Consider the following 12,736-nt stretch of genomic DNA (forward strand, 5'->3'; position numbering starts at 1 on the left):
GCGACAGAATAGGAGGCCGATTATGAGGAAGCGTAATTTACTTGCAGCACTGCTGGCAGCGATGCTCTGCTGCGGACTCTGTTATACAACTGCATTTGCGCAGACAAATGAACCGGAAGCAGCGCCGGCAGAAGAACTGGTTACCAAGGGAGAGACAGAGGAGCCTGAAGAGTTTCCACCGCTTACACCAGAAGGAAACCTGACGCTGGTGGATGATGAGGATGCCAAGGCAGTTCAGAAAGCCATGAATGAGCAGAAAGCGCAGACGACACAGGCGGAAGAGACGGTAAAACCGGAGAAGGAACCGGAGAAAGAGGCTACAGAGCAGGAAGTGGAGGCTCCGAAAAAGAAGCAGACCGGGAGTCTGTTTGCGGCGGCCGGTGTGCTGATCATTGTCATTGGCGGCACAGGGATCTGGATCTTCCTGCAGGCAAAGAAGAAAAAGAAGCCAGCGGATCAGCCGAATCCGGATGCAGATTATCGAGAGGATGACGATGGATACGATATCCCTGAGGAATCTGAAGAAAAGGAAGCGGAAGACTTCAATGATGAGGAGGAATAAAAAGATGGGTGAGCAGAATAGAAATTATGGACAGATCAAAGAGATCACCCTGCATTTTGGAAAAGGAACAGTGGAGCCCTTCACGGCAAAGGACGGCAGGGAGATGCTGAAGATCGTGATCCCCAATGCGGACCACAGTGATCATACTCCCTGGGCAAGCTTCGTGCTTCCGGCAAAAGCGGTCCATGAGAATCAGTACGGTAAAGCGCTTTGGACAAAGATTCCTGCCGATGGGCACACAACTCTCACTAAGCCGTTTCTTGCCGGTCAAAGTGAAGACGGCAGGAATATCTGGAAGGATGAGAAGACAACTGTCAGTAATCGTGAATTGAATCCATGGTCGAGTTCTACAAAAAGGATCTGGTCCCGAAATACGATATTCCGGGGATTTGATCCGGCGGGCAGCACATGCTGCCCCCCATACATCTGAAACAGGCCGAAAGGCCTTCTTATATTGACAAGCAGGGCAATTCAGAGTAAACTGCGAGCACAGGTGCGAAACTTAAAAAAAATTTCAATTTCGGAAGTGACGGTATGAAATATATTGAAAGACCAGAATATATGCAGCGGCTTCTTGATCTTATGGGGACCCCGGATATCAAGATCATTACCGGAGTGCGCCGCAGCGGCAAGTCTGAATTGATGAAAGCTTATATCCGCAGAATCAGAGAGATGCAGCCAGAGGCCAACATTATCTTTGTGGATTTCTTTGACCTGAAATATGAAGGATTAAAGGAATATCATACTCTGTATGATTACATTGAAAGCCATTATGCGGCCGGAAAACAGAACTATGTATTCGTGGATGAAGTGCAGCTGTGCGATAGATTTGAACTTGCGATCAACAGCCTGCATTCTTCCCGGAAATATGATCTGTATATCACCGGTTCCAACGCGTTCCTTCTAAGCTCCGATCTGACGACGCTGTTTACAGGGCGCTATATTGAGATCCATGTTTTCCCGTTCAGCTTTGCGGAATTCTGCCGCTACTATGCAGAGGAACAGGACAAAGCAAAGCTCTTTGATGAATATGTGATCAAGGGCGGTCTGGCGGGCTCCTATGAATACCGTACGGAGAGAGATCGGACAAACTATATCAGAGACGTGTACGATACGATCATCAACCGGGATCTGGTCACGAAATATCATCTGCCGGACACAACGATGCTGGAGCATCTGGCAGAGTTCATGATGGATAACGTATCCAATCTGACATCCCCCAACAACATCAGTGATACACTGACGGCAAATGCGGTTGCGACCAATCACAAGACTGTCGGAAACTATATCAGATATCTGTGCGATGCGTATGTTTTCTATGGAGTACGCCGATATGACATCCGTGGAAAGAAATACCTGAAGACTTCTGTGAAATACTATCTGAGTGATACCGGCATACGCTTTGCCAGACTTGGCAGGCGGAATCTTGATTATGGCCGGATGTATGAAAATATTGTCTGCATCGAACTGATGCGGCGTGGCTTCGAGGTTTACGTTGGAAAGCTGTATCAGAAAGAAGTGGATTTTGTTGCAGTCCGCGGCGATGAAAAGATGTATATCCAGGTAAGTGACGATATATCGCGGCCGGAGACCTTTGAACGTGAGTATGATCCCCTGCTTAAGATCAAAGATGCGTATCCCAAGCTTATTCTGGCCAATACCAGGCATGAGACCTATGACTATGAAGGTATCAGGATTCATAATTTATCAGACTGGCTGCTGAAGATTGAATAAAGGCAGCAAGAGAGTGATGGAATTAAGCAAATCGTTGTTTATAGAGGTGTTGAACTTGGATATTAGAAGAACAAAATCGTATTATGAACAGATAAGCAATCATGACTTATGCGACTGTACATATTGTCAAAACTATGTCCGTGAAATCAAAGCAACCTATCCGGAAATTGCTGAATATCTTTTTTCGTTAGGAATTGATATAGAAAAACCGTTTGAAACAATGCCTCTTGAACCAGATGAAACGGGGTATATCGAGTATATATCTGCCCAATATATCGTTTGTGGAGAGCCTGATGATTTTGTCAAAACAGTCATAGGTTCTGTAAATGTGGATGTCGCTGGTGCTCATCCGTCAACACAGATAAATGAAGCTCATTTCGTTATTGAAATATACCCTGTTCGGTTAAAGTGGGTAATGTAGACAAATTCCCGTTTGCAGATTCGGCTTCAAAGTACACACTGCGTATGTAGCAGAAGTAAAGAGGGCCTATGGGCTTCCTATGTATGATGCTCCCAACGCGGTAGAAGAATTTTTGTTTTGAAATATCTGAAATACGCAGAGCGACTGACATCTGCTTTGGCAGTCATTTCCTCGATACTTATTGTTTCAATAGATGTTTTTTTCATAAGCTTGAGCAGGACAGTTCCCATAGATTCTTTTAAATATGCGGTTGCAGCTGTTGTTCTGCGTATGATGACAGCTTCTTATCAGAGCATGTGTTCATATTTATATATTGACAAACGTGAATATGTAAGATAAACTGTACCCAGCACGGAGGTGACGGTCATGGGACTCAGAGAAGATGTAAAAAAAATAAAGGCACTCACAGATGAGAACCGACTCGCCATTATGCTGGCCCTCCAGCACGGGGAGAAATGCGGCTGTGATCTGCTGGAGGAGCTGAATATCACACAGCCGACGCTTTCCCATCATATGAAAATCCTTGCAGACAGTGGACTTGTGGATTATTACAAAGAGGGAAAATGGATGCATTATTCCATCTCGGCAGATGGCGTCAGGAAGTTCCGGGAAATGATTGCATCCTACGCGAGATGTGACTGTGAAACAGACAGCAGCATATCCTGCGGATGCAAGGGAAAAAAATAATTCCGATCTTTTATTGACAGGCAGTCCTTCGGGAGTGCCTGTATAAATCCTGAATATATAGATGTATTTCAATATATCAAATTAACAGAGGTGAAGTGATGAGCAATCAAAACAAAGGCATAAATACATTTCAGAAGTATCTTTCCGTGTGGGTGCTGATCTGTATGGCCATAGGAGTAGCGGTCGGACATTTTATTCCGGCCATTCCTGACACATTTGGAAAGTTTCAGATTTCCGGGATTTCGATTCCTGTAGCTGTTCTGATCTGGGTTATGATCTATCCAATGATGATGAAGGTGGATTTCCAAAGTATCCAACAGATTGGAAAGAATCCGAAAGGGCTTTTGGTCACCTGGGTGATCAACTGGCTGATCAAGCCCTTTACCATGTATGGGATCGCGTATCTGTTTTTGTTTGTTGTGTTTCAGACGTTCATTTCACCGGAACTGGCAACGGAGTATCTGGCCGGCGCGGTGCTTCTGGGCGCGGCTCCATGTACGGCGATGGTATTTGTGTGGAGTACACTTACCAAAGGAAATCCGGCGTATACGGTCGTGCAGGTGGCAACCAATGACCTTATTATCCTGGTGGCTTTTGTGCCAATCGTAAAGTTCCTTCTGGGCGTTTCCAATGTGACAGTTCCATATAGCACACTGTTTGTCAGCATTTTTCTGTTTGTCGTGATTCCGCTTGCGGGCGGTATCTTAACCAGGATGGCAGTCGTAAGGCGCAAGGGCACAGAGTACTTTGAACGTACGTTTATCCACAAGTTTGACAATGCGACGACGGCAGGCCTGCTGCTGACACTGGTAATTATCTTCAGCTCCCAGGCAGAGGTGATTCTGTCCAATCCGCTCCATATTCTTCTGATCGCGGTGCCGCTGATCATTCAGACTTTCTTTATTTTCTTTCTGGCTTATGGAGCATGCAAGCGATTGAAACTGCCGCATACGATTGCGGCTCCGGCAGCGATGATTGGCGCGTCAAATTTCTTTGAACTTGCGGTAGCTGTGGCGATCGCGCTTTTCGGAACGACAAGTCCGGCTGCGCTTGCCACGACGGTAGGCGTCCTGACGGAGGTGCCGGTGATGCTGATGCTCGTGCGGATCGCGAATAAAACGAAGGGAAGGTTTTGAAAGTAAAGGAAGTAGGAAACGCTTTTATAATGTCTGGGGAAATCTTGCAAAGGCTTTCCGCTGCAGGCAGAAAGATTTAAAACAGAGTTTGCATTTTTCGGGAGAAAGGAAGGAACTATGACACTTCAGGATGTAAATAAACAATCAGCAGAAATAAGAAAACGGTATCATGAGTTGGAAAAACAGATACATGGTTCGACATGGTCGGTAGAGGAAGATGCTTTGGCTTTTTTGACCGATGCGGCCTTAGTTGGCCGGTTGGTAATGGACAGGCAGGGGCGCTGGCCAAGTGACGATAGGGGGATGCTCCCTTCAAAAATCGGTGAATGCGTCTGGTGGCTTTCTGTTCTTGCGGAAAGAATGGAGTTGAGTTTTGAAGATTGTGTAAAAAATTTTCTTGAAGAGAGGCTTTCTTCTCTCACATGACGGATTTTACTTTTTGTGGAGATGAGAAACCTCATATGTGGTAGAAGGAAGTCATACTATATTTGCAGAGGCTCATACATGACAACTATGGTGAGCCGCCATCCTGAGCTGCTGCGGTAAGAAAAACGGCGTCTGAAGAAAAAATCCTTCAGACGCCGTTACTTGTTGTTTTGGATATTTTACATTTTATGGGCGTGCGGTCAAAGGCAGATAGTGAAGGAATTGACATCCGGCTGGTGATTGCCATATCAGCAGTGCCATAATTCATGAACTTGTGCTACTATTTAAACAACAGAACGCGAAAAGGAAAGACCGTTGCAGGTGAGCAAGGGCAGAAGGGGCCGATCATGGATTTACAGATTTACCGATATTTTGTAGTGGCAGCGGAGTGTCAGAATTTTACGCAGGCAGCGGAAAAATGTTATATTTCGCAGACGGCAATGAGCCAGAACATGAGTAAGCTGGAGGGAACCCTCGGCTTCGAACTGTTCCGCCGGGAAAAAAGGCATGTTACACTGACACCTGCGGGAAGAGACTTTTATCGGCATACAAAAATCATGCTGTCGCGATTTGACAAAGCAGTGCAGCATAGCAGGGCAGTTGCTTTTGGAAATGAAGGAACCATAGACATCGGTTTTCCGAGCTGTGTGGATTCCCTGGTGGTAATGCCGAGGCTGCAGGGGTTTGCAAGACGTCATCCGGATATTCACCTGAACATTCTTTTGATGGATCCGGTAGACCTGCAGCACAGCCTTGACAATGAGATGGTGGATCTGATTGTAACGTGGAAGAACAAGATGGAATTTGAGGAGCCGGTACAGGAACAGTTCGTCGGATGCTTTCCGCTGATGGCGGTTGTTGGAAACAACCATCCGTATGCAGGAATGGGGAAAATTGCCCCGGAGCTTCTGGAGACGCAGGAAGTGATGATGATCGAATGGAAGGAAAGCAGTGACAGTTATGACAGTTATTATAATCTCTCTTCCAGCTGGAAGCAGCTGGGTGTGGAACCGGCGTCTGTAGTGCTGTTCAGCAAGATGGAAAACCTTCTGACCCAGCTTCAGATTCAGGAGTCCATCGCATTGCTGCCGAGCTATGTGGCAGGCAATTCCACCGGGACCATTCGTTTCCTGGAACTGGAAGTGGAGCCGGAAAAACAGCCGCAGATGGAGCTGGTTAGCGTATATCATGAAAAACAGCTGAATCCGGCGATGATCTTTCTGATTTCCGCATTATCAGATGAAACGATTCCGCTGCAGGGATAAGAAAACATTCTGTTCCCCTCTTCTTTTTATCAAAAGTTTTGCTTATGTATTCAGCAGAATTACCTGTTTTACAGGAGCAAAGCATGTGCCTATAATTTAATTGTACTTAAAAAAATACATTTTTTACAGGCACAGGAGAAGGTAGAGAGAAGGGGATAGTGCGATGGGAGCACAAAACAGAAGCAAAGGTTATCGATGGGTTATTCTGATACTGTTTGTATTTGGAACAATGGTCCTGAACTTTGGAAGTCTGATATTTGCATCCAGACCTATGGATGTGGAGAAAATGTACGGAATTACGCAGGCGCAGCTGACAGCTGTTGCAACGGTCAGTCAGCTGCCCGGCGCCCTGTTCAGTGTGGTTTTGGGAAATTACATGGATCGGAAAGGCGTACGAAAGGTTACAGCTGTTATGCTGGCACTTGCTGCGGTCTGCATGATCTGGCGTGCATTTGCGGGAAATTTCATACTTTTGTTTATTCTTACATTTGCGGCAGGCGCGTTATATCTCCCGATTAATGTGGGGGCGCCGAAGAGCATTGGCGCATGGTTTCTGCCGGAACAGATGGGAACCGCAATCGGTATTTACGGGGCAGCAGCGGGCGTAGGTACTACGCTTGCGTTTGGTATCGGTAATCTGTTCCGTTCTACCAGAAACGCATTTATTTTTATTGCAGTACTGTATGTAGTCATGTTTGTGCTGTGGCTGATTCTTGGAAGAGAGAATCCGGTGCCGGAAGGCATGGAAGGCAAGGAAGCGCCGCGGGCGCCGAAAGGAGCCTTCCGGAAGGTGGCACGGAGCAGAAATATGTGGATGGTACTGATCTGCGGCGGCCTTGCGGTAGGCGCGGCGCTTCTGCTGAACACATATCTGGTAGCGGCTTTTATCGGAAAAGGACTGAGTCCTTCCGCATCCAGTCTGGTGGCGACACTTCTGAATATTTCACTGGTCATCGGCGGAGTATTATCCGGCATGCTGGTTTCAAAGGTCGGCCGTTTTAACATTCCGTATTTTTTCATCTGCATACTGGGCGGCGTTTTATATTTTATCGCATATCTGGCGCCGATTGGCCCGCAGACCTTTGTACTGGTTATTCTGGGCGGACTGATCGTATCCGGATCCATCGGCGTAAATATGGCAAGAATTCCGCTTTTACCGCTTACCGGAGATTTCGGCCCGGAATGTGTCGGAACCGCATCCGGCATGAACAATACATCGGTGGGTGTCTGTGCATTCGTGCTGCCGACGATTGTAGCCACCTGTCTCCAGAATAATTACACGGGAATCTTCCTCATTTTCCTGATCTTTATGATTATCTGCGCGGTTGTGGGAGGCATTCTGCTTCCGGAACTTGGTGTCAGGGGAAAGCTCGCCGGGCAGGCATCCGGTGTGAAGGAAAATGCTGAAGGAAGGTAAACAGCGTATAGAAGGCAAATTAACGACGGCAGAAGACTGGGGAAAGAATCAGCTTCTGAAATACATAGAATATTCAAATATACCTGAAAGGAGCTTATATCATGGGAAGAATGGATGAAAAAATTGCGGTTGTTACAGGCGTAGGTTCAGGCATCGGTCAGGCAATTGCCACGATGTTTGCGGAAGAGGGGGCAAAGATCGTCGGCGCTGACTTTGACGCGGCAGCAGGACAGAAAACCATTGACGCGATCTGCGCAAAAGGCGGCGAAGCTGTCTTTGTAGAAACAAATCTTCGGAAAAAAGAGGATGTGCAGAGGCTTCATGATGTGACGATGGAAACCTATGGCGGAATTACTACGCTGGCAAACTGCGCAGGGGTTCTGGTACATGGCGGTTTCCTGGATCATACCGACAAAGACTATGATTTTATCAGTGAGACCAATTACCGGGCATATATCTGGACCATGCAGGCGTTTCTTCCGGAAATGGTGAAAGAAAACAGCCATGGCAAGAATTCCGTTCTGAATATTGCATCGATCTCATCCATCAAACCGGAAAGCGGCGCATATTTTTACGGCGGATTTAAGGCAGCAGTGGATCTGACCACCCGAAATCTCAGCAGGGAGTTTTCACCGCAGGGTGTGCGCCTGAATGTGATCTGCCCCGGACCGGTAATGTCCCATATGACACCGAAAGAGGTGCTGGACAGCAAGGAAATTCAGGATGAAATGTGCAAGACCGTATGTTCCATCGGAAGGCTGGGGCAGCCGAAGGATATTGCCTATGCAGCTACCTATCTCTGCTCGGATGAAGCGACCTGGGTAACCGGCGCGCACTTTGTGATCGACGGCGGTGCCTGCATGATGGGATAATCATCCGGATCAGTAACGTGTTTTGCGGTTCCCGGGAGATGGAGACGGACGGCTCTGTCTCCTGGGAGCTTTGCATATAAAAAAGAGGAGAAATGGTATGGCTCTGGACGCAATGGAACACAGGGGAGGAACTCCTGAAATGAAGGGAAAATTCGGCAATCATATCGTACAGTATTCTCCGGAGTATTCCCTCTGCGCCGGCTGCGAAAGCTGTTCGATCATCTGCGGGCTGACGCATGACGGATTTACGGGACCGGAGAACTGCCGCATCAAAGTGAATCTCGGGACCAGATCTATGATGCATCATATTCTGGCATGTCAGCAGTGCATCGATCATCCCTGCTACAATGCATGCCCGAAAAAAGATCAGGCGATGTGCATCGATCAGGAAACAGGAGTGGTATACATAGAAGAAGCGGAATGCGTGGGCTGCGGTCTCTGCGCCCGGGCCTGTGTGTTTGAACCTTCCAGGATTTCCATGAAGAAAAATCATGACCGGAAAAAATGGAAAGCGGTGAAATGTGATTTATGCCGGGGCCGAAAGGAAGGGCCGGCCTGTATCGAATACTGTCCGGTCCGCTGTCTCGGACTGAGTGAAGACTCTCTGTTTATCGAAGGGGAAGCCTCCCGGCCTGATGCGGCAGAAGGAAAACTGACAGGAGGTGGTGCAGATGCCGAATTATGATATCAATGATATTTTAAATCAGCCGGACAATCAGATGCATTTATACGGATACTGCGGGAAAATTGTCCGCATCAACCTGACAACGCAGAAAATCAGTTATGTAAATACCTACAAATATGTGCCGAAATATATCGGCGGAAGGATCCTGATAAACCGGATTTTCTGGGATGAAGTGAAACCGGGAGCCGGCGCGTTTGACGAAGAGAACAAGTTTATCTACATGACCGGCCCTTCGACAGGAACAGGTATTCCGGCCAGCGGGCGAAGCGCTGCCTGCAGCGTAGGCGCCAGTATCAATCCGGAGCAGTACTGCTGGGGCAATATCGGCGGATGGTTTGCCACGGAGCTGAAATATGCCGGGTATGACGGCTTTATTATTGAAGGAAAGGCGCAAAAACCGACCTACCTGAAAATCGAAGATGACAAGATAGAATTTCTTCCTGCGGATGATCTCTGGGGACTGCGTGTTCATCAGACCCAGCAGAAGCTGGAAGAGGAACACGGGCATTTCTTTAAATCAATGGTCATAGGACCGGCAGGCGAAAATCTGGTCCGCATCGCTACCATAACCACCAGCAATGACTGTGTATTTGGAAAAGGCGGGTTCGGGGCAGTCTGGGGCAGCAAAAACCTCAAGGCGGTCACCGTTCATGGAACGGGAGTGGTGGCTCCGGCTGACATTGAGCATCTGAAATACCTCCGTCTGCATATGAACCATCCGTACATGCGGCCGTCGCCGGTTCTGCACTGTGATGAGATCGGCGTGCCCGGGGCAGAGTTTAAAGTGAAGTATGACCGCGGAAATGTGGCCTGCAGCCCCGGGTGCAACCAGCACTGCAACGCGCTTCTGCTTAATGGGAAAAGCGCCTTTGGAAAAGAGCGTCAGAATCATATTGAGAAATGTGTCAGCATCTGCACCTTTGTCTATCAGACAGATATTCCAGGAAGTGTGGGAATGTTCTGGCCCACAAAACAGAACTATGTTGCGCCCTGTAAGCTCCTGAGCAGAGAGTTTCCGGAACCGGATTTTTCTGATCCGGATTTTGAGGGACAGGCCCAGGTAATTCCGCCGGATATCCTGAATTTCTGGAGCGCGGATTATGACCGGGGAACCATTGTCAACGATCTCTGCAATGAATATGGAATCGATAAGTGGGAAGTGGTCATCTGGATAATGACCTGGCTTTCCATGTGTAAGCAGGAACATCTGCTGGATGACACCGATCTGGGCTGCGGCATGCCGGTAGATGTGGAAAATGAGCAGTTCATGCGGACGTTTCTTACCAATCTTGTGTATCGGAAGGGTAGATACGGGGATCTTTTTGCGGAGGGAATGTCAAGAGCCATCCGGAGGCTTGGATACGACCGTTTCAGTGAAAGCATCTATCATAACCGGTATTCCCAGGTGCTGAACAACCAGAGAATCGATCTTCCCGTGAGCCTGGAGGCGGCCTGGGGACAAGCTGTGCACTGGCAGGGCAGAGGCTATGAAGGGGCCATTGACAAACCCACCTGGCTTGCGATGAATCTGATGGATATGCTTTCCACGCGGGATGCGCTGACTGTAGAGCATTTTCACTGCAAATATGAATATCATGACAAGGCGCTGAAGGATCCTTATCACTGTCCGGAAGTAATTGACGCAGTCAATCACAGCCAGAACTGCGCGGATATCAAGGACTCCGTGATGAGCTGTGAATGGCAGAGTCCGGATTTGTGGTGGCCGTCGATGGAAGCTGAGATGTACAGCACGGCTACCGGTTATCACATGTCAGCGGAAGAACTGAATGACGCGGCCAGTCGTTCCAGACTGCTTTTCCGGGCGATCCTGATCCGCAATTACGGACGGACAAGACGCAAAGAAATGGAACAGATCTGGCGGATCATCCGTGTCCCGGATTCCTGGAATGAGATTGCGGACTGGGAACAGTGGAATGAATTTGTGGACATGTATTATGAAAGCAGGGGCTGGGACCTGGAAACCGGCTGGCCTTACCGCGAGACCTACGAAAAATACGGACTCAAGGATGTGGCGGATGAAATGGAGCAGCTGGGATACCTGCCAAAGCGACCGGAAAAACGCTGGCATGATTACGGGGAAGCTCCATTTGTACAGTTCGAAGAGAACCGGAAAAAAGAAGGGGCAGCCATTGAGTAGAAACACGTATTTGTAGTCAAACGGTGCGAAAGCGACAGCAGAATGGAGTAGAGAGATCCATGAAAGAGATGAATTGTGAAACTGGGGAAGTGCTGCAGCGAAAAATGCGCTGCAGTACCCTGACAGAAAAATACAATGCGCTTCCGGCTTCCAGGCAGGAAGAACGGGCAGCGCTGCTGAAAGATATTCTCGGAAGCTGCGGGGATCAGGTGCTGATCAAATCGCCGTTTTACTGTACGGATGGAATACATATCCATGTGGGCAGCAGCTGTGTGGCTAATTTCGGCTGTGTATTTCAGGATGCGGAAGAAATACGCATTGGCGACCGCTGTCTGATCGGGCCTTATACCTGCATTTATACGGTGAATCATGACCTGGACGCCTGCAGGCGGGCACAGAAGATGATTCGTGCGCTTCCGGTGACGATCGGGGATGATGTGTGGATCGGCGGAAACTGCGTGATCCTTCCCGGCGTAACGATCGGGGATCGGGCAGTCATCGGCGCCGGAAGCATTGTCACTCATGATATTCCACCCGGAACACTTTGGGCGGGGAATCCGGCAAGGAAGCTTCGGGATCTGGAGTAAAGATATTTTTCTTTCAAAAGTGGGACATATCCAAACAGCAGGATGTCATTTCTTTTTGTCCCGATCTCCTGCACCTGTGGTAGAATGAAGTCATACTATGTTTACGGAGGCTCATACATGACAACAATACTGCTGGTGGAAGATGACCCATCCATCGTAAAATCACTGAAGGAATTTCTGTCTGTGCAGGATATGCAGGTGACCTGTGCTTCCGGGCAGAAGGAGGCCTTCCGAAAACTGGAACAGGCGTCCTATGACCTGATTCTTTTAGATATCACGCTTCCGGACGGAAGCGGGTATTCCATCTGCAATGCGGTGAAGGAGACCTATGGGACACCGGTGATTTTCCTGACGGCCTCCGGGGATGAAAACAGTGTGGTGACAGGATTTGATCTGGGCGCCGATGACTATATTGCAAAGCCCTTCCGGCCGCGGGAACTCCTTTCCCGAATCCGGAATGTGCTGCGGCGCTGCCATCCGGAGACCAATATCCAGCGTGTCAGGGATCTGACCGTAGACCTGGACGGGGCCCGGGTATCGAAAAACGGACAGGAGATTCTGCTGTCGGGAATGGAGTACCGGCTTTTGGGAATCTTTCTGGACAACCGGGGCAGGATTCTGTCCCGGCAGCAGCTGCTGGAGGCGGCCTGGGATTTTGCGGGAGATTTCGTAAATGACAACACCCTCTCTGTGTATATCAAAAGACTGCGGGAAAAGATTGAAACGGATCCCCAGAATCCGGTGATTATCACTACTGTACGCGGCCTCGGCTATCGAATGGACTGA

14 protein-coding genes are annotated in these 12,736 nt (G+C 48.5%); all 14 read left to right on the forward strand.

Going from position 1 to position 12,736, the window contains the following annotated elements; all coding sequences use genetic code 11:
- Positions 1-22: 22 nt before the first annotated feature.
- A complete protein-coding gene (locus tag CXIVA_RS08600; RefSeq protein WP_013977627.1) occupies positions 23-562 on the forward strand; it encodes a DUF4366 domain-containing protein in 540 nt (179 codons plus the stop codon).
- A gap of 4 nt (positions 563-566) precedes the next feature.
- On the forward strand, positions 567-992 hold the full coding sequence (locus tag CXIVA_RS08605; RefSeq protein WP_013977628.1) for a hypothetical protein: 426 nt from the start codon (positions 567-569) through the stop codon (positions 990-992).
- A 104-nt stretch (positions 993-1,096) separates the two neighbouring features.
- Entirely contained in the window at positions 1,097-2,296 is a 1,200-nt protein-coding gene (locus CXIVA_RS08610) for an ATP-binding protein (RefSeq protein WP_013977629.1), read from the forward strand.
- Between the two features lie 16 nt (positions 2,297-2,312).
- The gene (locus tag CXIVA_RS08615; RefSeq protein ID WP_013977630.1) at positions 2,313-2,717 is read left to right on the forward strand and encodes a hypothetical protein; all 405 of its coding nucleotides are present in this window, start codon (positions 2,313-2,315) and stop codon (positions 2,715-2,717) included.
- 366 nt (positions 2,718-3,083) lie between these two features.
- Positions 3,084-3,404 carry a metalloregulator ArsR/SmtB family transcription factor gene (locus CXIVA_RS08620; RefSeq protein ID WP_013977632.1) on the forward strand — a complete coding sequence of 107 codons (321 nt, stop codon included), beginning with the start codon at positions 3,084-3,086 and terminating at the stop codon, positions 3,402-3,404.
- Positions 3,405-3,499: 95 nt separating this feature from the next.
- Positions 3,500-4,540 carry an ACR3 family arsenite efflux transporter gene (arsB, locus tag CXIVA_RS08625; RefSeq protein WP_148267808.1) on the forward strand — a complete coding sequence of 347 codons (1,041 nt, stop codon included), beginning with the start codon at positions 3,500-3,502 and terminating at the stop codon, positions 4,538-4,540.
- Positions 4,541-4,657: 117 nt separating this feature from the next.
- The gene (locus CXIVA_RS08630; RefSeq protein WP_013977634.1) at positions 4,658-4,966 is read left to right on the forward strand and encodes a MazG-like protein; all 309 of its coding nucleotides are present in this window, start codon (positions 4,658-4,660) and stop codon (positions 4,964-4,966) included.
- A 347-nt stretch (positions 4,967-5,313) separates the two neighbouring features.
- Positions 5,314-6,231, forward strand: coding sequence for a LysR family transcriptional regulator (locus CXIVA_RS13475; RefSeq protein WP_013977635.1), 918 nt, complete (start codon positions 5,314-5,316; stop codon positions 6,229-6,231).
- 163 nt (positions 6,232-6,394) lie between these two features.
- The gene (locus CXIVA_RS08640; RefSeq protein WP_013977636.1) at positions 6,395-7,648 is read left to right on the forward strand and encodes an MFS transporter; all 1,254 of its coding nucleotides are present in this window, start codon (positions 6,395-6,397) and stop codon (positions 7,646-7,648) included.
- Between the two features lie 101 nt (positions 7,649-7,749).
- Positions 7,750-8,520 (forward strand): SDR family oxidoreductase, encoded by a 771-nt coding sequence (locus CXIVA_RS08645; protein WP_013977637.1) that lies wholly within the window; start codon positions 7,750-7,752, stop codon positions 8,518-8,520.
- A 97-nt stretch (positions 8,521-8,617) separates the two neighbouring features.
- Positions 8,618-9,205 (forward strand): 4Fe-4S dicluster domain-containing protein, encoded by a 588-nt coding sequence (locus tag CXIVA_RS13480; protein ID WP_013977638.1) that lies wholly within the window; start codon positions 8,618-8,620, stop codon positions 9,203-9,205.
- Positions 9,192-11,363, forward strand: a complete 2,172-nt coding sequence (locus CXIVA_RS08655) for an aldehyde ferredoxin oxidoreductase N-terminal domain-containing protein (protein WP_013977639.1) — start codon at positions 9,192-9,194, stop codon at positions 11,361-11,363. Before CXIVA_RS13480 ends, CXIVA_RS08655 begins: the two co-directional genes overlap by 14 nt.
- Positions 11,364-11,422: 59 nt before the next feature.
- On the forward strand, positions 11,423-11,950 hold the full coding sequence (locus CXIVA_RS14500) for a sugar O-acetyltransferase (RefSeq protein WP_013977640.1): 528 nt from the start codon (positions 11,423-11,425) through the stop codon (positions 11,948-11,950).
- Positions 11,951-12,067: 117 nt separating this feature from the next.
- Positions 12,068-12,736 carry a response regulator transcription factor gene (locus tag CXIVA_RS08665; protein WP_013977641.1) on the forward strand — a complete coding sequence of 223 codons (669 nt, stop codon included), beginning with the start codon at positions 12,068-12,070 and terminating at the stop codon, positions 12,734-12,736.

The sequence above is a fragment of the Clostridium sp. SY8519 genome (assembly GCF_000270305.1).
GTDB lineage: Bacteria > Bacillota > Clostridia > Lachnospirales > Lachnospiraceae > SY8519.